At 56.7% G+C, this 20757-nt stretch carries 18 protein-coding genes and 1 tRNA gene; 8 read left to right on the top strand and 11 right to left on the bottom strand.

The window, feature by feature from the left end; all coding sequences use genetic code 11:
- Window positions 1-46 precede the first annotated feature (46 nt).
- Window positions 47-1483, top strand: a complete 1437-nt coding sequence (gene mgtE / locus DG357_RS15670) for a magnesium transporter (protein WP_028013894.1) — start codon at window positions 47-49, stop codon at window positions 1481-1483.
- Here mgtE and DG357_RS15665 read toward each other — a convergent pair.
- Window positions 1446-2735 (bottom strand): SulP family inorganic anion transporter, encoded by a 1290-nt coding sequence (locus DG357_RS15665; protein WP_045259768.1) that lies wholly within the window; start codon window positions 2733-2735, stop codon window positions 1446-1448. The genes mgtE and DG357_RS15665 overlap by 38 nt on opposite strands.
- A 188-nt stretch (window positions 2736-2923) precedes the next feature.
- Here DG357_RS15665 and mqo point away from each other — a divergent pair, with 188 nt between their 5' ends.
- Window positions 2924-4573, top strand: coding sequence for a malate dehydrogenase (quinone) (gene mqo / locus DG357_RS15660; RefSeq protein WP_028013892.1), 1650 nt, complete (start codon window positions 2924-2926; stop codon window positions 4571-4573).
- An 80-nt stretch (window positions 4574-4653) separates the two neighbouring features.
- Here the strand turns inward: mqo and eco are convergent, their stop codons facing one another.
- Window positions 4654-5157 carry a serine protease inhibitor ecotin gene (eco, locus tag DG357_RS15655; RefSeq protein WP_028013891.1) on the bottom strand — a complete coding sequence of 168 codons (504 nt, stop codon included), beginning with the start codon at window positions 5155-5157 and terminating at the stop codon, window positions 4654-4656.
- A gap of 209 nt (window positions 5158-5366) precedes the next feature.
- Between eco and DG357_RS15650 the strand changes: the two genes are divergently transcribed.
- Both DG357_RS15650 and DG357_RS15645 read left to right on the top strand, forming a co-directional pair.
- Window positions 5367-5627, top strand: a complete 261-nt coding sequence (locus tag DG357_RS15650) for a DUF2534 family protein (RefSeq protein ID WP_008500962.1) — start codon at window positions 5367-5369, stop codon at window positions 5625-5627.
- Between the two features lie 123 nt (window positions 5628-5750).
- Window positions 5751-6938, top strand: coding sequence for an MFS transporter (locus DG357_RS15645; RefSeq protein ID WP_088204782.1), 1188 nt, complete (start codon window positions 5751-5753; stop codon window positions 6936-6938).
- 38 nt (window positions 6939-6976) lie between these two features.
- On the opposite strand, the gene DG357_RS15640 is transcribed toward DG357_RS15645, so the two are convergent.
- The 3 genes from DG357_RS15640 to DG357_RS15630 all read right to left on the bottom strand — a co-directional run bounded on the left by DG357_RS15640 (window position 6977) and on the right by DG357_RS15630 (window position 9133).
- Window positions 6977-7053 (bottom strand) — tRNA-Pro (locus tag DG357_RS15640).
- 72 nt (window positions 7054-7125) lie between these two features.
- Window positions 7126-8886 (bottom strand): LPS biosynthesis-modulating metalloenzyme YejM, encoded by a 1761-nt coding sequence (gene yejM / locus DG357_RS15635; RefSeq protein WP_028013888.1) that lies wholly within the window; start codon window positions 8884-8886, stop codon window positions 7126-7128.
- 19 nt (window positions 8887-8905) lie between these two features.
- Complete coding sequence (locus DG357_RS15630; RefSeq protein ID WP_014884596.1) at window positions 8906-9133, bottom strand: YejL family protein; 228 nt, start codon at window positions 9131-9133, stop codon at window positions 8906-8908.
- Between the two features lie 134 nt (window positions 9134-9267).
- Between DG357_RS15630 and yejK the strand changes: the two genes are divergently transcribed.
- Window positions 9268-10275, top strand: a complete 1008-nt coding sequence (yejK, locus tag DG357_RS15625; RefSeq protein ID WP_008500957.1) for a nucleoid-associated protein YejK — start codon at window positions 9268-9270, stop codon at window positions 10273-10275.
- A 50-nt stretch (window positions 10276-10325) separates the two neighbouring features.
- Here yejK and rplY read toward each other — a convergent pair whose 3' ends face one another.
- Both rplY and DG357_RS15615 read right to left on the bottom strand, forming a co-directional pair.
- A complete protein-coding gene (gene rplY / locus DG357_RS15620; RefSeq protein WP_028013887.1) occupies window positions 10326-10610 on the bottom strand; it encodes a 50S ribosomal protein L25 in 285 nt (94 codons plus the stop codon).
- Window positions 10611-10735: 125 nt separating this feature from the next.
- Complete coding sequence (locus tag DG357_RS15615) at window positions 10736-12496, bottom strand: DEAD/DEAH box helicase (protein ID WP_088204783.1); 1761 nt, start codon at window positions 12494-12496, stop codon at window positions 10736-10738.
- 152 nt (window positions 12497-12648) lie between these two features.
- On the opposite strand from DG357_RS15615, the gene rsuA reads away from it, so the two are divergent.
- From rsuA to DG357_RS15595, 3 genes are all read left to right on the top strand, one after another.
- Window positions 12649-13356, top strand: a complete 708-nt coding sequence (gene rsuA, locus DG357_RS15610; protein ID WP_028013885.1) for a 16S rRNA pseudouridine(516) synthase RsuA — start codon at window positions 12649-12651, stop codon at window positions 13354-13356.
- A gap of 15 nt (window positions 13357-13371) precedes the next feature.
- Window positions 13372-14568 (top strand): Bcr/CflA family multidrug efflux MFS transporter, encoded by a 1197-nt coding sequence (locus DG357_RS15605; protein WP_048958051.1) that lies wholly within the window; start codon window positions 13372-13374, stop codon window positions 14566-14568.
- 279 nt (window positions 14569-14847) lie between these two features.
- The gene (locus tag DG357_RS15595) at window positions 14848-15192 is read left to right on the top strand and encodes a YejG family protein (protein WP_088204784.1); all 345 of its coding nucleotides are present in this window, start codon (window positions 14848-14850) and stop codon (window positions 15190-15192) included.
- A 3-nt stretch (window positions 15193-15195) separates the two neighbouring features.
- On the opposite strand, the gene yejF is transcribed toward DG357_RS15595, so the two are convergent.
- The 4 genes from yejF to DG357_RS15575 are packed head-to-tail and all read right to left on the bottom strand — an operon-like array spanning window position 15196 to window position 20721.
- Window positions 15196-16785, bottom strand: a complete 1590-nt coding sequence (yejF, locus tag DG357_RS15590; RefSeq protein WP_088204785.1) for a microcin C ABC transporter ATP-binding protein YejF — start codon at window positions 16783-16785, stop codon at window positions 15196-15198.
- Between the two features lies 1 nt (window position 16786).
- Complete coding sequence (locus DG357_RS15585; protein ID WP_088204786.1) at window positions 16787-17812, bottom strand: ABC transporter permease; 1026 nt, start codon at window positions 17810-17812, stop codon at window positions 16787-16789.
- On the bottom strand, window positions 17812-18906 hold the full coding sequence (locus DG357_RS15580; protein WP_028013880.1) for a microcin C ABC transporter permease YejB: 1095 nt from the start codon (window positions 18904-18906) through the stop codon (window positions 17812-17814). The genes DG357_RS15585 and DG357_RS15580 overlap by 1 nt, the downstream gene beginning before the upstream one ends.
- A gap of 9 nt (window positions 18907-18915) precedes the next feature.
- Entirely contained in the window at window positions 18916-20721 is a 1806-nt protein-coding gene (locus DG357_RS15575) for an extracellular solute-binding protein (RefSeq protein ID WP_028013879.1), read from the bottom strand.
- Window positions 20722-20757 lie beyond the last annotated feature (36 nt).

The raw sequence follows: 20757 nt of genomic DNA, 5'->3' as shown, positions 1-20757 counted from the left end.
CCTCGCGCTATGCTTAGTCTCAACTCATTTAATGGATTTATGATTGATGTCGGTATTAAAGAAAAACAGCGCCAGGCAGCGTGACCAGGAACGTGCGCGACTCATCTGGCTTCTCACGACCGATAAAGCGGTCACGTCTACGCTATTAGGCAAACTGACCCTGGCTGAGCAATATGATGTCGGCACCTTAGCCGACGATATTGCTGAGGTAGGTGCGCTGGTTGCTCATTTACCGCCGCCGGATCTGGCGGATACCCTGGAAGCGCTTCCTTCGGAAGAGCGTCACGCCCTCTGGCGCCTGGTACAGGATCACGAGCGCGGCCAGGTTCTGCTTGAAGCCTCGGAAAACGTCTGGGATGACCTGATCGATGAGATGAGCGATCGGGATATCCTCGACGCCCTGCAAACCCTGGATATCGACGAGCAGATTTACCTTGTACAGCATCTGCCGCGTAACCTGACCGGCCGCCTGCTGGCCTCTCTGCCTGCCGATGAACGTGCGCGCGTGCGTCAGGTGATGCACTACGAGAAAAACAGCGTCGGCGCGATCATGGAGTTCGGCGTTATCACGGTACGTCCGGACGTCACGCTCGGTACCGTGCAGCGCTACCTGCGCCGCCTGGGCAAAATGCCGGACAACACCGATAAGCTGTTTGTCACCTCGCGGGATAAAACCCTGCTTGGCGAGCTGGAGCTGAAAACCATCCTGCTCAACAGCGCCCAGCAGCGGGTGAGCGAGGTGATGGAAAACGAGCCGATGGTCTTCTCCCCGGAAGACGATGCGGAAAAAGCGGCGCGTACCTTTGAACGTGATGACCTTGTGAGTGCGGCGGTCGTAGACTCCGTTGGCAAGCTGATGGGCCGTCTGACCATCGATGAAATCGTTGACGTGGTTTATGAAGAGACCGATAACGACCTGCGCGCGCTAGGCGGGATCAGCGCCGAAGATGACGTCCACGCCTCCGTCGGTAAGGCGGTGAAAACCCGCTGGGCCTGGCTGGCTATTAACCTGTGTACCGCCTTCATCGCCTCCCGTGTGATTGACGGCTTTGAACACACCATTTCGCAGCTGGTGGCGCTGGCCTCGCTGATGCCGATTGTGGCCGGAATTGGCGGCAACACCGGAAACCAGACCATCACCATGATCGTCCGCGCGCTGGCGCTGGAAAATATTCAGCCCGGTAACTTCGCCTTTCTGATCTTCAGGGAAATGGGCGTGGCGCTGATTAACGGCCTGGTATGGGGCGGCATTATGGGCGGCATCACGTGGTGGCTGTATGACGATATGGCCTTAGGCGGCGTGATGATGCTGGCGATGGTGCTGAATTTGCTGGTGGCATCGATGATGGGCGTCATTATCCCGCTGACGATGACCAAACTGGGGCGCGACCCCGCGGTGGGGTCGAGCGTGATGATCACCGCCATCACCGATACCGGCGGTTTCTTTATTTTTCTTGGGCTGGCAACGATTTTTCTGCTTTAACCCGACGCTTAATGCGGGCGGGGATCAGTGCCATGACGATAATCCCGCCCAGCACGCCAACCGCCAGGTTGCCGGTTGATACCGTGGCGGCTACCGTCACCAGCATCACCACCGTTTCGGCAACCGGGGCATTTTTTATCGTGGCGGGCTGAAGGCTGTGCCAGCTGAAGGTTTTGACGGCAACAATCGCCATAATCCCCGCCAGCACCGCCATCGGGATTTTGGCCATCACTTCGCTGAGTGCCGTCACCAGGAGCAGCAGCACGATGCCCGCCGCAATGGTTGAAATGCGGCTTCGTCCTTTCCCCATCTCCACGTTAACGATGGTTTGTCCGATCATCGCGCAGCCCGCAATGCCACCGTAGAGCCCGGCCATGATATTCCCCACGCCCAGCCCGATGCTCTCGCGACGCTTGCTGGAGGGCGTAACCGTCAGTTCGTCCACCAGTTTTGCCGTCAGCAGGGACTCCAGCAGACCGACGAAGGCAATACTCAACGCGCACGGCCAGATAATGTTCAGCGTCTGTAAATTAAGCGGCACCAGCAGCTCGGTAAATCCAGGCAGACCGCCAGTCATTGAGCCTTCATCACCGACAGTCGGCAGGATCTGACCGGTGGTGACGGTGAAAAGGGTTAACAGCACAATCGCAATCAGCGGGGAAGGGACGCTTTTAATATAGCGCGGCACCCACAGCACAATCAGCAGCGTCAGCACGAACAGGCCCACAATCAGCGGGCTTCGGCTCCAGAAATGCGGCACCTGAGCGAAGAAAATCAAAATGCCAAGGGCGTTAACAAATCCGGTCATCACCGACTGGGGAATAAAGCGCATCAGCCTTGCCATGCCCAGCACGCCAAACAGAATCTGGATCACGCCAGCCATCAGCACGGCGGGAAGAATGTATTGTACCCCGTGCTGATGCACCATCGGGCCAATCACCAGCGCTACGGAACCGGCCGCAGCCGTGACCATCGCCGGACGACCGCCCAGCACGGAGAGAGCAAGACACAGCACCACGGAGGCGATCAGGCTGACCTTCGGGTCAACGCCCGCCACCACGGAAAATGAGATCACTTCGGGGATCAGCGCCAGAGCGGTAATCACGCCCGCCAGCGTTTCACGCGCCAGTTGTTTAGGGGAGTGCAGCACGCTGGCTACACTGTCTTCAGGGGATACGGCAGAATGAGGTAAGGACATAACAGTTCGCTGGTTAGGGCAGGCTTCCGTGCGCGCGATCACAAAGTGCAGCATAGTAGCCATAAATTCCTCCTTATACCAGTTGCGCGCCGCAATCCCCTACAAACAATCCATCATTAAATTTCACAATTACAATAATTTCGTAACCTTTAAACAATATTTAAAAGTTGTTACCGTGCCCACGCAGCTTTTTTCACCTGCAATTTCCACGCATCAAGCACTTTTACACTAAGGCATAAATTATGAAAAAAATGACTGCCATGCTCTTTTCTCTGGCTGTCGGGCTCAACGCCGTCTCAATGGCAGCGAAAGCAGACGCACCAAAAGAGCAGGAAACGGACGTCCTTTTAATTGGTGGCGGTATCATGAGCGCCACGCTGGGAACCTATCTGCAAGAACTGCAGCCGGACTGGTCCATGACCATGGTCGAGCGCCTCGATGGCGTGGCGCAGGAGAGTTCGAACGGCTGGAATAACGCTGGTACGGGCCATTCGGCACTCATGGAACTGAACTATACGCCGCAGAAAAAGGACGGTTCCATTAGTATCGAGAAGGCGGTAGAGATCAACGAAGCGTTCCAGATCTCGCGTCAGTTCTGGTCCCACCAGGTCAACAGCGGCGTGATGCACGACCCGCACTCCTTCATCAATACCGTGCCGCACATGAGCTTTGTGTGGGGCGAGCAAAACGTGAATTTCCTGCGCGCACGCTACGCTGCGCTGCAGCAGAGCACCCTGTTCCGCGGGATGAAATACTCCGAAGACCACGCGCAGATTAAAGAGTGGGCGCCGCTGGTCATGGAAGGCCGTGACCCGAACCAGAAAGTGGCGGCGACCCGTACCGAAATTGGCACCGACGTGAACTACGGCGAAATTACCCGTCAGCTGGTGGCGTCCCTGAAGAAGAAAGATAACTTCAATTTGCAGCTCAGCACCGAAGTGCGCGGCTTTAAGCGCAATGCGGACAACAGCTGGAGCGTGACGGTTGCCGATCTGAAAAACAATGAAGCCGAGCACGTCATTAAGGCTAAATTTGTCTTCATCGGTGCGGGCGGCGCGGCGCTGAAGCTGCTGCAGGAATCCGGTATTCCTGAAGCTGACGACTACGCGGGCTTCCCGGTCGGCGGCCAGTTCCTGGTGTCCGAGAACCCGGAAGTGGTGAACCGTCACCTGGCAAAAGTGTACGGTCAGGCTTCCGTCGGTGCGCCACCGATGTCCGTCCCGCATATCGATACCCGTATGCTTGACGGTAAACGCGTGGTGCTGTTCGGACCGTTCGCGACCTTCTCAACCAAGTTCCTGAAAAACGGCTCCCTCTGGGATCTGCTGAGCGCGACCACCACCTCTAACGTCAAACCGATGATGGACGTGGGCCTGGATAATTTCGACCTGGTGAAATACCTGATTAGCCAGGTGATGCTTTCTGATGAAGAACGCTTCGAGGCGCTGAAAGAGTACTATCCGCAGGCGAAGAAAGAAGACTGGCGTCTGTGGCAGGCGGGTCAGCGCGTGCAGATCATCAAGCGCGATCCGAAAGAGGGCGGCGTGCTGCGTCTGGGTACCGAAGTGGTGAGCGATAAGGATGGCACGATTGCCGCGCTGCTGGGTGCGTCACCGGGTGCATCTACCGCTGCGCCAATCATGCTGCACCTGATGGAAAAAGTGTTTAAAGACAAAGTTGCCAGCCCGGAATGGCAGGCGAAGCTGAAAACCATTATTCCATCCTACGGCACGAAGCTGAACGGTAACGTGGATGCGACGGAACAAGAGCTGGAGTACACCAGCCGCGTGCTGCAGCTGCAGTACGTGAAGCCGCAGGCTGCGGATGCTGCGCCGAAGGCGGAGCTGAAGCCTCAGCCGGAAAACAAGCCGGTTGCGGATATCGCGCTGTAAGGTAAAAGCAAAACGGTAACATCTGTTACCGTTTTTAGTTTAGCAGGTCGGGTAAGGCGAAGCCGCCACCCGACTTGTTTTTAACGTACTACCGCTTGTCCGACCGTCTCTTCTGCCTTCCACACGCGATATTTTACTTCCACGTTTTCAGGCGTATATACCACGATCGGCAACTTGCTGTTGTAGCGCAGCAGGCTGTTGTCGCCCAGATAGGCCGTCACAAATTTCTTCTCTTTCTTGCCGTCCGGGCAGGCCATCATGGTAGAGACCGGAGAGGTCACTTTATCAAAGACGTAATAGTCATAACCCCAGCCTTCCAGGGTTTTACTTTCCAGCTGGCCGCCCAGACGATGCTGATTGCAGTCCACTTCCAGCGTCTTGCCAATTAACAGTTCGACTTTGTAATTCGCTTCGTCCTGCTGAACCGGCAGTTGAATCACCTGACGCTTCATGCCTTTTTCCGCTTGCGGATAGGGTGCAACTTTTTCCAGCGGCTGCGCTTTTTGGGCGTCGCTGGCGAAAGCGCTGGTGCTGACGCACGCGGCGGCGAGAAGCGCGATGGCAAATTTAGGTGCGTTTTTCATTGTCATTCCTTTATGTCAAAACGGTCCTGAACACACTAACATAACGAGTATGAATGATTGGTGTGATTTACTTACATTTTCATTATATGCAGCGTAATAAACTTAATATTAACCGTTTTGGCAGGTGTTTGTACTGGTGTGGAGTGTGACGGGCGTTCGTGTTATTTTAGTCCATCGATAATGTTATTCATCTGTGAAAGGGAAGAGAGATGGTTCGTGCAAAACTGAAAACACCTGAAGGCCGCAAGTTCCTCCTGGCGCTACTCGTCGTGTTTATGATTGCTGCCGCGTGCGTCGGGCGGGCCACCATTGTTGGCGTCATTGAACAGTACAACATTCCTCTCTCCGCCTGGACTACCAGCATGTATGTGCTGCAGTCGGCGATGATCTTCGTTTACAGCCTTGTCTTCACCGTTCTGCTGGCCATTCCGCTGGGCATTTTCTTCCTGGGCGGACGTGAAAAACACTGAGCATTCACCTGCTATAAGAAGCCAGCCTGCGGGCTGGCTTTTTTATATGTGATGATATTTATTCGCATTTCCAGGGTATTCTGTGTCGAACAAGGTCGTTCGACATAAAGCAGGAGATGTTCAATGTTATCCCGGTTTGCAACGCTCAGCCGGATCCCGAAAGGCGTCTGGGTTGTGGGTGGGGTCAGTATGCTGATGGATATCTCCTCGGAGATCATTCACAGCCTGCTGCCGCTGTTTATGGTCACGACGCTGGGAGCCAGCGTGATTTTCATTGGCTTGATTGAAGGCCTGGCTGAAGCCACCGCGCTGTTTATCAAAGTTTTTTCCGGTGCCATCAGTGACTACCTGGGTAAACGTAAAGGACTGGCGGTGCTGGGCTACGGTCTTGGCGCGCTGAGTAAGCCGCTGTTCGCTATCGCCTCTTCGTCGGGCATGATTCTGGGGGCACGCTTAATCGACCGGGTAGGGAAGGGGATCCGGGGCGCGCCGCGCGATGCGCTGGTCGCTGACGTTACGCCGCCGGAACTTCGCGGCGCGGCCTTTGGGCTGCGTCAGTCGATGGATACCGTCGGCGCATTTCTCGGGCCGCTGCTGGCCGTAGGCTTGATGCTGCTGTGGAACGATGATTTCCGCACGATTTTCTGGATTGCGGTGATCCCCGGCGTCCTCGGCGTGGCGCTGCTTTTCTTCGGCCTGCATGAGCCGAAAACGCCCGTCGAACATAAACGCACGAACCCCATCAAAAAAGAGAACCTCAGGCGCCTCGGGAAAGGCTGCTGGTGGGTCATTGGCCTGGGCGCCATCTTCACGCTCGCACGTTTCAGTGAAGCCTTTCTTGTCCTGCGCGCACAGCAGTCGGGGGTGCCGCTGGCGCTGATCCCGCTGGTGATGGTGGCCATGAATTTGCTCTATTTCCTTTCAGCCTATCCGTTTGGCAAGTTATCGGACGGGATGAGCCACACCCGACTACTGCAGTGGGGCCTGGTGATGCTGATTGGGGCAGATATTGTGCTGGCGCTAAGCACCCACTGGGCTGGAATGCTTCTGGGCGTTACGCTTTGGGGAGTGCATATGGGGATGACGCAGGGGCTGCTGGCGGCAATGATCGCAAAAACGGCACCTGCGGATCTGCGCGGTACCGCCTACGGCATTTTTAGTCTGGTCAGCGGCGTGGGATTGTTAGTCGCCAGCCTGGGCGCCGGGGCCATCTGGGAAACGTTTGGCGCGGAATATACGTTTTATGCCGGAGCCGTGATTTGTCTTGTTACGCTGATGTACCTGCGCAAAACACCGGACGAGGCAAAATAAAAAACCAGCCGTAAGAGGCTGGTTTTTAATGTTTTTTTTGGTCGGCACGAGAGGATTTGAACCTCCGACCCCCGACACCCCATGACGGTGCGCTACCAGGCTGCGCTACGTGCCGACGCATAGAAAGAATACTACTCGATTCCGTTTCGAATGCAAGGGAATCCGTCGCTAACTGGTTTATTATTAATCAGTTAGCGATGAAGCGCTTCTCATCCGTCAGAACCTGTAACAGCAGGCTAAGCTGTGGTTTCTGGTCCTTCAGCCGTTCACCCTGCAGATTATAGGTCTGATAGTTCCCGTTGCTGTTCAGCACCAGCGTCAGCTTCGGCGTGGTCACCACCAGCGTGTTACCGTCAGCTGCAGTCACCCAGTTATGGCGGCGCGTGGCGCTGAAGAGATCCTGCCCCTGCGAATACTCGTTTGCTGGCGTACTGACGTGCAGCAGGCGCTGCATCAGGGTCGTCATGACGTCTTTATGTTCTGTGAGCATATTGATGCGCTGCGCCGGCGTTCCCGGCCAGTGGATCACCAGCGGAACATGCAGGTTTGGACGTGACCAGCTCATGCTCTTCGTCTCGTCGCCTAACGGTACGCCATGCCCCGCGGTCACGATCACGACCGTGTTATCAAGCTTGCCTGATTCACGTAGCGCGTCAAGCACGCGGCCAATCTGTGCGTCAACATCGCTGGCCGCGCGGCCGTAGCGGCGCGCAAAGCCTGCCTGGTTGCTGTCGTTAAGCGTTGTGCCGTTAAAGGCCACCCACGAGAACCAGCGGTTATCTTCCTGCGCGTAGCGCTGCAGCCAGTTTATCCACTGGTTTGCGGTCTGGGCATCAGACTGGCTCTGCGCGGCAGGCAGTGAGAAATCAGAGAGCAGCGCCTGGCGGTACAGTGAACTGTTGAAGCCGTCCGATGAGAACAGCCCTAACTGATAGCCCTGCTGATTAAGCCCGGTGATCAGCGCCGCAGGAATGCGCGCAGACAGCACGCCGTCCATGTATCCGGCAGAAATGCCATAGAACAGGCCAAAGATACCCGCATCGGTTGAGTTACCTGAACTCATATGCTGGGTAAATGATACGTTCTGACTCGCGAAATCGGCCAGCGCAGGCATCTGCTTCTCGTAACGAGAATAGTTGAGGCCATCGACGGTAATCAGCAGGACGTTTTGCCCGCGACCCATATCGCGATAGCGCAGATCGCTCAGTGGATACTGCACGCTAACCGCTTCCGGATTACCCTGTTCGACCAGACGGCGCTGGTACTCCTGGGCATCAAGCAGGCCGTGTTTCTCAAGGAAACGACGGGCCGTCATCGGATAAGAGAGCGGCAGGTTAGCGCGCTGCATGGTAATAGGGCGATAGAAGTTCGCATCCGCCCAGATATACATGAGGTGCGAACTGATAAATGAGACGAAAAAGAGCGCGGCGACGGGCTTCGCGTAATGGCGGCGTCGGGTCAGGCTGCGGAGCTTTTGCCAGCTCCAGGTGGCAAACAGCATCTCGATCAACAGGATCACCGGAACGCTGATGAACATCAGCTGCCAGTCGCGGGCCGTTTCGTTCTGGTCGGGGTTGATCACCAGTTCCCAGACGATAGGGTTGAGATGCAGGTGGAACCGGGTGAACACTTCACTGTCGATAAGCAGCAGCGTCATCCCCACCGTCGCAAGGATTGCGGACAAGAACCGCATCAAACGCTGCGACATGACGATAAACGTCAGAGGAAACAGGATCAGCAGATAGGTGGCGAATACCAAAAAGCTAAAGTGACCAACAACGCTTATCCAGGAGTAGATACGCCCGGTTAGCGTTGTGGGCCAGTCTGCGACAAACAGATAACGACAGCCAATTACCGTCGCTAGCAGAATGTTGAACAGGGCAAACCAGTGTCCCCAGCTGACCATCTGGGAGACTTTTTCACGGTAGCGCTGACGATTCGTCACCATAAACTGTTGTTCGTTTCCCTTAATGGGCCTGGTCGTTGCTGACGGATGACTGTAACGCCTGGGCGAAAGATTTGGCGATCGCCTGACGCTGAGCCGGAGCAACGCTGGTGTTGATAAGGTTGGTGACCATATTTCCCAAAACCATCAGGGAGAGATCGGTCGGCGTTTTATGTTTTTCCAGTACGTTGACCAGCTCACTGAGCAGTTGTTCAACGTGTTCATCACTGTAGCGGGAATGTTGTGGCATAAATCAAAATCAGTTTGTTGATGAAAGGGCAACATATTACCGTAGCAACAGCTTTTTTTCCCCTTTTTTATCTGTTGTTGCACACATGTCCTGGTGGTGGTTGAATACCGCCCGGTCTAAAAGGAGAGTTTATCATGAGTCTGGAAATCAACCAGATTGCCTTGCACCAGCTTATCAAGCGTGATGAGCAAACCCTTGAAGTGGTGCTACGCGATTCGTTACTGGAACCCACGGCAACCGTTGTGGAAATGATGGCAGAGCTGCATCGCGTCTACAGCGCTAAAAATAAAGCCTATGGTCTGTTCAGCGAAGAGAGTGAGCTGGCCGATAGCCTGCGCCTGCAGCGTCAGGGCGAGGAGGATTTCCTGGCGTTTAGCCGCGCGGCAACCGGGCGTCTGCGCGACGAGCTGGCGAAATACCCGTTCGCCGACGGCGGTATTGTCCTGTTCTGCCACTATCGTTACCTGGCGGTCGAGTACCTGCTGGTTACCGTGCTGAATAACTTAAGCAGCATGCGCGTGAACGAGCAGCTGGACATCAGCTCAACGCACTATCTGGATATCAACCATGCGGATATTGTGGCGCGTATTGATTTGACCGAGTGGGAAACTAACCCGGAGTCGACCCGCTACCTCACCTTCCTGAAGGGGCGGGTGGGCCGCAAAGTGGCGGATTTCTTTATGGACTTCCTCGGTGCCAGCGAAGGCCTGAACGCCAAAGCGCAGAACAAAGGGCTGCTGCAGGCCGTTGATGACTTCACGGCGGAAGCGCAACTCGATAAATCTGAACGCCAGACCGTGCGTCAGCAGGTTTACAGCTACTGCAACGAGCAGCTGCAGGCGGGGGAAGAGATTGAACTGGAGTCCCTGTCAAAAGAGCTGGCGGGCGTCAGCGAAGTGAGCTTCCAGGAATTCACCGCGGAGAAGGGCTATGAGCTTGAGGAGAGCTTCCCGGCGGATCGCAGCACGCTGCGTCAGTTAACCAAATTTGCCGGCAGCGGCGGTGGGTTAACCATCAACTTTGACGCCATGCTGTTGGGGGAACGCATCTTCTGGGATCCGGCCACCGATACCCTGACCATCAAAGGTACGCCACCGAACCTGCGCGATCAGCTTCAGCGCCGCACGTCTGGCGGTAAATAGCAGCCATAAAAAAACCCCGCCGAAGCGGGGTTTTCTCGACAGGTTTGCGATTACGCGCGAACGAAGTCGATGTGAGTCAGTTTTGGCTTGAACGCGTGACGCTGAACAGCCTGAACCTTCACTTTTTCTTCTTTACCGCCAACAACGATGGTCAGAACTTCGCTGTAGAACTCAGCTTTGGTCTGCATGTTCCACACTTTGTCGTGATCCAGTTCGATAGCAACTGGAGCAGCTTCGCCACCGTAAACGATAGCCGGGAACTTGTTAGCGTTACGCAGGCGGCGGCTCGCACCCTTACCCTGCACGTTACGTACTTCTGCTTCGATAGTGAACATTGATTTCTCTCTGTATTTAAAACCCTACTACAGGCGACCCAGCAGCAGGTGAGTGTTCTGCCCCACGGATGTGAAGCGGGCGGCATTTTATACTCAAATGCCCCGCACATCAATGAAAAGTCCCGTTAACCGCGCAATTCATTTGCCCGACGGAAGCGACCTTCATAGTCAAAGACCTTCTCGCGAACCTGCCAGAACTGGCCTTTCTTACGGGCGACCACGAAGTCGGGGTGGCGCAGCAGCGCCTGCTGATGCACGATATCCGCCACGGTTATCCAGCGCAGCGGCACGCCAGGCGTGCGGGTATGCGGCCGGATAAACAGCTGCTCAAATGCCGTGCGCTGGGCAGGCGTCTGAACCCTGAACCGTTCGCTGACGTCAGCGCCATCCTCGTCGTAATAGGTGATTTTCAGCCATTCGCCTTTTTCATCCGCGCCGGGCTGCAGCGCCATGCCGGAGCAGCGCAGCACCAGCGCATCTTTCAGCTTCAGCGCCGCTTTCAGCATGTCGTCCGGGTCCACCAGCACCGTGTCGCACTCGCGGCAACGGCGGGCGGCGATGTCATTTTCGGCGTTGCACTGCGGGCAGTTTTTGAAGCGGAAGCGGAAATCGCACTGCTCGCGATGCCCCTCATCATCCTCAAACCAGCCCTGACAGCGGCGGCCAAAGTGTTCAATCAGCGTGCCGTCGGCGGTGGTTTTTCCCCAGAAGGTGTTGGCAAAGCCGCAGGCCGGGCAAAACACCTGTACCGGCACGTTGTCGCTTTTGCCTTTTGGCGCGCCCACTTCCGGGGAGTAAAGATCGTGCGGGTTGCCGGCGTAATCCAGTATCAGGCAGTCGGTTTTGCCCGGCGCCAGGCGCAGGCCACGGCCGACAATCTGCTGATACAGGCTGACGGATTCCGTCGGGCGCAGAATCGCAATCAGATCGACGTGCGGGGCGTCAAACCCGGTGGTTAATACGGAGACATTCACCAGGTAGCGGAACTGCTGGGCTTTGAAAGCCTCAATCAGCCTGTCGCGCTCCGGGCCGGGCGTTTCGCCTGTGATCAGCGCTGCGTCGTCAGCGGGTAGCAGTCCCGTGATTTCGCGCGCGTGTTCGACGGTGGCAGCAAAAATCATCACCCCTTTACGCGTTTGCGCGAACTCTTCAATCTGGCTGATGATATGCGGCGTGATCCGCTTCTGTTTTTTCAGCTCATGGTTAAGATCCGCCTCGCTGAACAGCCCGTTGCTCTGCGCCTGTAAGCGGCTGAAATCGTACTGCACGACCGGCATATCCAGCCGCTCGGGCGGCGTCAGGTAGCCGTGCTTAATCATGTAGCGCAGCGGAAGTTCATAGATACAGTCGCTGAACAGCGCTTTCTCGTCGCCGCGCACCATGCCGTGATAATGAAAGCGGTAGATCCAGCCTTTGCCCAGACGAAACGGGGTTGCCGTCAGGCCGAGCAGGCGTAAGTGAGGGTTCACCTCTTTAAGGTGAGTGAGGATTTGCTGATACTGGCTGTCGTCGTCATCGCTGATGCGGTGACATTCGTCGACAATCAGCAGCGAAAACTCGCTGCTGAACAGATCCAGGTTGCGGGCCACCGACTGTACGCTGCCGAAAACCACTTTGCCGTGGCTCTCTTTGCGCTTCAGCCCGGCGGCGAAAATGTCGGCTTCCAGCCCCAGCGCACAATATTTGGCATGGTTTTGCGCCACCAGCTCTTTGACGTGGGCTAACACCAGCACGCGACCGCGCGCCAGGCGCGCCAGTTCGGCGATGACCAGGCTCTTGCCTGCACCGGTCGGGAGGACAATAGCCGCCGGTTCCCGGTGTTTACGGAACCAGGCGAGCGTCGCGTCAACGGCTTCCTGCTGATAGGGACGAAGTGTAAAAGTCATGGGGTCTCGGTTTCGTTAATCCGCATATAGTATGCCACGAAACTTTTTCCCTTGAGTGGCGCAACCAGACCATTATACTGAACCGTTCCTGACTGCTTCTTTTTTCGGACGCACGGTCCGACTTCCAGCACCATTAAGGCTAAAAAGATTTCATGCGACTTGATAAGTTTATCGCTCAGCAACTCGGCGTAAGCCGCGCTATTGCCGGGCGCGAAATTCGCGCCAACCGCGTTACCGTGGATGGCGACATTGTGCGAGACAGCGCGTTCAAACTGCAGCCTGACCATCAGGTTGAGTACGACGGCAATCCGCTGACCCAGCAGCACGGTCCCCGCTATTTCATGCTCAATAAGCCGGAAGGCTATGTCTGCTCAACGGACGATCCGGATCACCCGACGGTGCTCTATTTCCTCGACGAACCGGTAGCGCATAAGCTGCACGCCGCGGGCCGCCTCGACATCGACACTACCGGTCTGGTGCTGATGACCGACGACGGTCAGTGGTCGCATCGCATCACTTCCCCGCGCCACCACTGTGAGAAAACCTATCTGGTCACGCTGGAGTCACCGGTTGCGGATGACACGGCAGAGCAATTCGCGAAAGGCGTTCAGCTGCATAATGAAAAGGATCTGACCAAACCCGCCGTGCTTGAGGTCATCACCCCGACGGAGGTCCGTTTGACCATCAGCGAAGGACGCTACCATCAGGTGAAACGCATGTTTGCCGCCGTGGGTAACCACGTTGTGGGCCTGCACCGTGAACGCATCGGTGCGATTGCGCTCGATCCCGACCTGGCGCCCGGTGAATATCGTCCGCTGACGGAAGAAGAGATTGCCAGCGTCGGTCTGCCTTCGCACTAATTTCAGGAGAACCCTGTGACCACCAGGCCACATTCGTCGTTCAAAATTGTCTTCATTCTTGGCCTGCTGGCGATGCTGATGCCGCTGTCTATCGACATGTATCTGCCTGCGCTGCCGGTGATTTCCGCGCAGTTTGGCGTACCGGCAGGCAGCGCGCAGATGACGCTCAGCACCTATATTCTCGGTTTCGCGCTCGGACAGCTGCTGTATGGCCCAATGGCCGACAGCCTGGGGCGTAAGCCGGTTATTCTTGGCGGGACGCTGGTCTTTGCGGCCGCAGCGGTCGCCTGTGCGCTGGCGCAGAGTATCGATCAGCTGATTATCATGCGCTTCCTGCACGGGCTGGCCGCCGCTGCCGCGAGCGTGGTGATCAACGCCCTGATGCGTGATATCTACCCGAAAGAAGAGTTCTCCCGCATGATGTCGTTCGTCATGCTGGTGACGACGATTGCGCCGCTGGTGGCACCGATGGCCGGTGGTGCGGTGCTGGTGTGGTTTAGCTGGCACGCGATTTTCTGGATCCTGGCGCTGGCCGCGCTGCTGGCCTCGGCGATGATTTTCTTCTTTATTGATGAAACGCTGCCCGTCGAGCGCCGCCAGAAATTTCATATTCGAACCACGATAGGCAACTTTGCCTCGCTGTTTCGCCACAAGCGGGTGCTGAGCTACATGCTGGCGAGCGGGTTCAGCTTCGCCGGAATGTTCTCCTTCCTGAGTGCCGGGCCGTTTGTCTATATCGAGCTGAACCACGTTTCGCCGCAGCACTTTGGCTATTATTTTGCGCTCAATATCGTCTTCCTGTTTGTCCTGACCATCATTAACAGCCGCTTTGTCCGGCGGGTGGGCGCGCTGAACATGTTCCGTGCCGGGCTGTGGATCCAGTTTGTGATGGCGGTCTGGCTGGTGGTGAGCGCGTTTCTGGGCGTGGGCTTCTGGGCGCTGGTGATCGGCGTGGCGGCCTTTGTCGGCTGCGTGTCGATGATCTCGTCCAATGCGATGGCGGTGATCCTCGACGAATTCCCGCACATGGCGGGAACCGCATCGTCACTGGCGGGAACCTTCCGCTTCGGGATTGGTGCCATCGTCGGGGCGTTACTCTCTATGGCGACCTTTACTACGGCCTGGCCTATGCTGTGGGCGATGGCTTTTTGCGCAACCAGCTCTGTGCTTTTCTGTCTTTACGCCAGTCGGCCGCGAAAAGCGGCGCACTAACGCGCAGATAAGGCCCGAAAGGGCCTTTTTTGTTGACGCATATCAACCAAACTCGCGTTCGTTTATTCCGTGTTTGTTTATTTTATGTAAAATCTATTTATGTAAAAAGTCACATCATTGTATTCAAAAAGGTTGAGTTAGATCGCAGAAACGGGTACATATAGCGCCGACGCGAGCCTCGATACCGATAAAAAAGCGCTGAATAGTGCAGGTTGGCGATGATGTGTTACTATAAATGTAAATAAATTGTGAAGTAAATTTTGCTTCCGGGGAACGAACGTGAATACATTACAACTCTCCATTGTCCATCGCTTGCCCCAGAGCTATCGCTGGTCGGCGGGTTTTGCAGGTTCGAAAGTTGAACCGATTCCGCAAAGCGTCGTGGGCTGTGAGAATTGCCTGGTGGCGCTCAAGCTGCTGAGCCCGAGCGACGAAAATGCGTGGCGGGTGATGGAGCGTCTCAGCCAGGCCCTGACGGATATCGAAGTGGACAGCTCCGTACTGGAGTGCGAAGGGGAGCCGTGCCTGTTTGTCAAAAGCCAGGACGAATTCGCCGCGACCTGCCGCCTGAAAAACTTTGGCGTTGCGATTGCTGAACCTTTCTCCGGCCAGTATCCGTTTTAAGCGCTAGTCTGCCGCGAGCAGCTGGCGCGTGTAGTTCTGCGTTGGCGCAGTAAATACGCGCTGGCAATCACCCTGTTCGACCACCTCACCCTGTCGTAGCACAATCACCTGATGGCATAGCGCCCGAACCACCTGTAGATCATGGCTGATAAAGATATAGGCCAGCCGGTGCTTTTCCTGTAGCCCTTTGAGTAGCGCCAGGATCTGCGCCTGTACGGTTCTGTCCAGAGACGAGGTCGGTTCATCCAGAATAATCAGCTCCGGTTTCAGGATCAGCGCGCGGGCGATGGCGATACGCTGGCGCTGTCCGCCGGAAAATTCCGCAGGGTAGCGGTGGCGAGTGTCGGGATCTAAGCCCACTTCCGCCATCACCTGCATAACCTCCTGTTCCCGCTGTTGCGCACTCAGGCCAGGCTGGTGAACGCGCAGGCCCTCTTCGATAATCTGCAACACGCTGAGGCGCGGGTTAAGCGAGGAGTTGGGATCCTGAAATACCACCTGCATGCGGGGCCGCACGGGCAGCATCTGGCGGCGGTTCCAGCGGTGCAGCGGCATATCGTCAAACAGGATCTCGCCCTGAGAGGCAATTAAGCGCAGCAGCGCCAGACCGGTAGTGCTTTTCCCCGAACCGGATTCGCCCACCAGCCCCAGGGATTCACCCGGTCGCAGCGAGAAGCGGATATTTTTCAGCACCGGGTTCTGGTCAACGATGCGCCGCAGAACGCCTTTGCGGATCGGGAATGAGACGGATAAATCATCGACGCGCAGCAGCGGTGTGCTGTCTGCCGTGAGAGGCACCGGGTCGCCGGAAGGTTCGCTGTCGAGCAGGCGCTGCGTATAGGGATGCTGCGGCGCGTTCAGCAGCGTGGACGCGGTATTCTGTTCAACGCAGCGCCCGTTTTGCATGACCGCGACGCTGTCGGCCAGCTTTTTCACGATGCTCAGGTTGTGCGTGATAAACAGCAGGCTCATGTCCAGCTCGTCACGCAGCTCCCTCAAGAGCGTCAGAATTTGCGCCTGCACCGTGACGTCCAGCGCCGTCGTCGGCTCGTCGGCAATCAACAGTTCGGGGCGCGTGAGCAGGGCCATGGCAATCATTACCCGCTGGCGTTCGCCGCCGGAGAGCTGATGCGGAAAATCATTCAGCCGTTTGGCCGCGTTGCGTATGCCTGTACGTTCCAGACAATCCAGAATTTCGCCCCGCGCGGCCTCTTTGCGCATCCCCCGATGAAGTGACAGCACTTCATAGAGCTGTTTTTCCAGCGTATGCAGTGGGTTGAGCGACACCATCGGCTCCTGGAAGATCATGGCAATCTTATTGCCGCGAATACCGCGCAGGGTATGTTCATCAGCGTGCAGCAGCGAACTGCCGTGGAACAGAATATCCCCTTGCGGATAGCTCACGGGCGGGGAGGGCAGCAGACGCAGGATGGAGAGCGCCGAGACGCTCTTGCCCGAACCGGATTCACCCACCAGCGCCAGCGTTTCACCGCGCTGGATCTGCAGCGACAGGTCGGTGACCACGGTACGGGTCTCGCCCTGCTTCGAGAAGGCAATCGACAGGCGATCAATACTGAGAAGAGGCTGCGTCATCTTATACCGCCTTGTTGGGATCGAAGGCATCGCGCACGGCTTCGCCAATAAAAATCAGCAGCGAAAGCAGCACGGCCACGGAAAGAAAGGCGGTGATGCCCAGCCACGGCGCCTGCAGGTTGTTCTTGCCCTGCAGCAGCAGTTCGCCGAGCGACGGCGACCCCAGCGGCAGGCCGAAGCCCAGAAAGTCCAGCGAGGTGAGGGTGGTGATGGAGCTGCACAGAATAAAGGGCAGGAAGGTGAGGGTCGCCACCACCGCATTGGGAAGCATATGGCGGAAGATGATTGCGCGATCGCTCACGCCTAACGCCTGCGCGGCGCGAATATAGTCGAAATTACGGGTGCGCAGAAACTCTGCCCGCACCACGCCCACCAGCGCCATCCAGCCAAACAGAACGGTGATGCCCAGCAGCCACCAGAAGCCCGGCTGTACCACGCTGGAAAGCAGAATGATCAGAAACAGCGTTGGCATACCGGACCAGACTTCGATGATACGCTGCCCCCACAGGTCAATTTTTCCGCCGTAGTAGCCCTGAACGGCGCCGGCCACTACGCCCATTACGCTGGAGAAGACGGTCAGCATCAGTCCAAAGAGAATAGAAATCCGCGTACCGTAGAGGATGCGCGCCAGCACGTCGCCGCCGTTGGCGTCTGTTCCCAGCCAGTTTTGCGCAGAGGGCGGAGAAGGGAAGGGGGTTGTGGTCGCGAAGTTAATGCTGTTGGCGCCAAAGCGTACCGGAGCCCAGAGGGCCCAGCCGTGCTGTTCGATCTGCTGGCGCAGCCACGGATCCTGGTACTCCGCCGGGGTGGCAAACGGGCCGCCGAAGTCGCTTTCACTGTAGTTAGCCAGGACCGGCACGTACCAGCGGTCGTTAAAGTGCACCAGCAACGGTTTGTCGTTGGCGATCAGCTCTGAACACATGCTCAGGACAAACAGGACAGCAAAAATCCACAGCGACCAGTAGCCGCGGCGGTTATGGCGAAAACGGGTCCAGCGGGCCTGGTTAACGGGGCTTAAACGCGGCATCAGCGGCCCTCAAAATCAATTCGGGGATCGACCAGCGTATAGCTGATATCGCTGATGATATTCAGCAGCAGGCCAATCAGGGTGAAAATATAGAGCGTGCCAAACATTACCGGATAATCGCGCGATACGGTGGCTTCGTAGCCCAGCAGGCCGAGACCGTTGAGCGAGAACATCACCTCAATCAGCAGCGAGCCGGTAAAAAACATGCTGATGAACGTGGCTGGAAATCCGGCAATCACCAGCAGCATGGCGTTGCGGAAAACATGTTTCCACATAATCTGCTTCTCGCTGACCCCTTTGGCGCGGGCGGTCACGACATACTGCTTGCGGATTTCATCGAGAAAGGCGTTTTTGGTCAACATGGTCAGGGCGGCAAACCCGCCGATCACCGTCGCCAGCACCGGCAGCGTGATATGCCAGAGATAGTCGGTGATTTTCTGGTACCACGGCAGCGTGCTGAAATCGGCGGAGACCAGCCCCCGCAGCGGGAAGATGTCGAAATAGCTGCCTCCGGCAAAGAAGACAATCAGCAGAACGGCAAACAGAAACGCCGGAATAGCATAGCCGATGATGATGAAGGTGCTGCTCCAGATATCGAAGCGGCTGCCGTTATGCACCGCTTTTCGGATCCCGAGCGGTATAGAGACCAGATAGATAATCAGCGTCCCCCACAGCCCCAGCGTGACCGAAACCGGCAGGCTTTGCTTGATCAACGTTAATACGGACGCACTGCGGAACAGGCTATCGCCAAAATCAAAGCGGATATAATCCCATAGCATCTTGAAATAGCGCTCGTGTATCGGCTTATCAAAGCCGTAGCGATGGGTGATCTCGGCGATCACTTCAGGATCCAGCCCGCGCCCGCCGCGGTAGTGACTTTCACTGATATTCCCCACGCCGGTTCGCGCATGGCTGGCGCCCATGCCTTCTCCGCCGCCGCCGGGCATGCCGCCGCTGTTGCCAAACTCAATGGCGGCAATGGCCTGGTCGACCGGCCCGCCCGGGGCAATTTGCACGATAAAAAAGTTAATGGTGATAATGGCCCACAGCGTGGGAATGACCAGCAGAAGTCGGCGTATTAAATAGGCACCCATGATAATTCCTTATCGCCGCTCGGCGGGCAGTCTGGCGGCTTTATTCACGTCATACCACCAGGTGTCAAAGCCCAGAGAATAGACAGGGCGCACGGCAGGCACGGAGAACTTGTCCCAGCGCGCAAGGCGGTCTTCGCCCATATACCACATGGGCAGCATGTAGTAGTTCCAGGTTAACACCCTGTCGAGGGCGCGACCAAGCGGCAAGAGCTTATCTTTATCGCCCTGCGCCGCCACAATTTTCGCAATCAGGGCATCAATCGCCGGGCTTTTTACGCCTGGCGCATTGTACGAGGAGTCGATGTAGCTGGAGGCCCAGGAGATTTGCAGATCCGAGCTGGGCCACGGCTGCGCGGGCCACAGGCGTTGCATCATGTCGTAATCACGGCTGCGCATGCGGTTGGTGATCTGCGCGTTATCGACCTGGCGAATGTTCATGGTGATCCCCAGCCGCGCAAGGTTGTGCTTAAACGGCAGCACCCACTGATCGTTGCCACCGGAGGAGAGCAGCAGTTCAAAGCTTAAAGGCTTGCCGGTTTTCGCATTGACGCGTTTCTGGTTCTTCAGCTGCCAGCCTGCCTCATCCAGCAGCTTGCTGGCCTTCAGCAGGTTGTCGCGGTCGTAGCCGTCACCCTTTGAAGCGGGCGGCTGAAACACCGTGGTAAACACCTCCGGCGGCACTTCCGCTTTCAGCGGCGCCAGCAGGAGCAGTTCGTCGGCTTTAGGGTAGTCGCGCGCGGCATATTCGGTGTTCTGGAAATAGCTGTTCGCGCGGCTGTACGCCCCGTAAAACAGGGCTTTGTTCATCCATTCAAAATCGAAGGCCAGGGAAATGGCTTCCCGAACGCGGCGGTCGGTAAATACCGGGCGCTGAATATTAAACGCCAGCCAGCGCGTGTCCTGGGCGGATTCGTTTTTGTGCTCGTCTTTGACGATGTAGCCTTTCGTGAAGTTTTTGCCGATATAGCGGGTCGCCCAGTTTTTGGCGCTGTTCTCCACGCGTAAATCGAAGGCGCCGGCCTTGAACGCTTCAAACGCCACGTTATCGTCGAGGTAGTAGTCATAGCGAAGGGTGTCGAAATTCCAGCGCCCGCGGTTTACCGGCAGGTTAGCCGCCCAGTAATCTTTCACCCGGGAATAGACCACGTACTGCCCCATGCGCCAGTCGGTAATGCGGTAAGGGCCACCGGCCAGCGGCGGTGTGGAGAGCGGGTCGCTTAACTTATGGTTTTTCCAGAACGATTCAGGCATCACCGGCAACGAGAACAGGCTAAGCATATTCTCTTTGTTCGGTTCGCTCAGCTCAATGCGTACGGTGAGGGGCGCAATGGCGCGCACCGTTGCGCCTTTATACACAATGCGGAACTGGGGAACGCCTTCGGTCATAAATTTATGAAACGTAAAAGCGACGTCGCTGGCCTTGACCGGCGTGCCGTCGTGAAAGCGGGCCCGGGGGTTTAGGGTAATTTCGGCCCAGGCGAAGTTATCCGCGTAGCGCACGTTATCGGCAATCAGCGGGTAATAGCTGCCGGGTTCATCATCCGACGTGACAAAAAGCGTGTCATAGAGCGATTCCGTTCGCGCCGCGGCCACGCCGCGCAGGGCGAAGCGGTTAAAGTTGTCGAACGTTCCCGTAGCCGAGAGCGTGACCTTTCCACCCTTAGGGGCGGCAGGATTGACGTAATCGAAGTGCGTAAAATTGACCGCGTATTTTGGCTCGCCAATCACGGCGAACGCGATGTTCTCTTTGATGGTTTGCGCCTGGCTGGACAGGCTCACGACTGCCAACCAAAGCAACATAAAGCGCATAAACATCTCGCGGCGGCTCCCTCTTTTACAGACCGGCTCAGT

The sequence above is a fragment of the Enterobacter bugandensis genome (assembly GCF_900324475.1).
In the GTDB taxonomy this organism is placed as follows: domain Bacteria; phylum Pseudomonadota; class Gammaproteobacteria; order Enterobacterales; family Enterobacteriaceae; genus Enterobacter; species Enterobacter bugandensis.
Note: the sequence above shows the minus strand (reverse complement) of the source record. Positions and strands in the feature narration are given on the sequence as shown.

Excerpts from the sequence above, each read along its gene's own strand:
- mgtE (WP_028013894.1), top strand. The coding sequence starts at position 47 with ATGTCGGTATTAAAGAAAAACAGCGCCAGGCAGCGTGACCAGGAACGT.
- DG357_RS15665 (WP_045259768.1), bottom strand. The coding sequence starts at position 2,735 with ATGCTGCACTTTGTGATCGCGCGCACGGAAGCCTGCCCTAACCAGCGA.
- mqo (WP_028013892.1), top strand. The coding sequence starts at position 2,924 with ATGAAAAAAATGACTGCCATGCTCTTTTCTCTGGCTGTCGGGCTCAAC.
- eco (WP_028013891.1), bottom strand. The coding sequence starts at position 5,157 with ATGAAAAACGCACCTAAATTTGCCATCGCGCTTCTCGCCGCCGCGTGC.
- DG357_RS15650 (WP_008500962.1), top strand. The coding sequence starts at position 5,367 with ATGGTTCGTGCAAAACTGAAAACACCTGAAGGCCGCAAGTTCCTCCTG.
- DG357_RS15645 (WP_088204782.1), top strand. The coding sequence starts at position 5,751 with ATGTTATCCCGGTTTGCAACGCTCAGCCGGATCCCGAAAGGCGTCTGG.
- yejM (WP_028013888.1), bottom strand. The coding sequence starts at position 8,886 with ATGGTGACGAATCGTCAGCGCTACCGTGAAAAAGTCTCCCAGATGGTC.
- DG357_RS15630 (WP_014884596.1), bottom strand. The coding sequence starts at position 9,133 with ATGCCACAACATTCCCGCTACAGTGATGAACACGTTGAACAACTGCTC.
- yejK (WP_008500957.1), top strand. The coding sequence starts at position 9,268 with ATGAGTCTGGAAATCAACCAGATTGCCTTGCACCAGCTTATCAAGCGT.
- rplY (WP_028013887.1), bottom strand. The coding sequence starts at position 10,610 with ATGTTCACTATCGAAGCAGAAGTACGTAACGTGCAGGGTAAGGGTGCG.
- DG357_RS15615 (WP_088204783.1), bottom strand. The coding sequence starts at position 12,496 with ATGACTTTTACACTTCGTCCCTATCAGCAGGAAGCCGTTGACGCGACG.
- rsuA (WP_028013885.1), top strand. The coding sequence starts at position 12,649 with ATGCGACTTGATAAGTTTATCGCTCAGCAACTCGGCGTAAGCCGCGCT.
- yejF (WP_088204785.1), bottom strand. The coding sequence starts at position 16,785 with ATGACGCAGCCTCTTCTCAGTATTGATCGCCTGTCGATTGCCTTCTCG.
- DG357_RS15585 (WP_088204786.1), bottom strand. The coding sequence starts at position 17,812 with ATGCCGCGTTTAAGCCCCGTTAACCAGGCCCGCTGGACCCGTTTTCGC.
- DG357_RS15580 (WP_028013880.1), bottom strand. The coding sequence starts at position 18,906 with ATGGGTGCCTATTTAATACGCCGACTTCTGCTGGTCATTCCCACGCTG.
- DG357_RS15575 (WP_028013879.1), bottom strand. The coding sequence starts at position 20,721 with ATGTTTATGCGCTTTATGTTGCTTTGGTTGGCAGTCGTGAGCCTGTCC.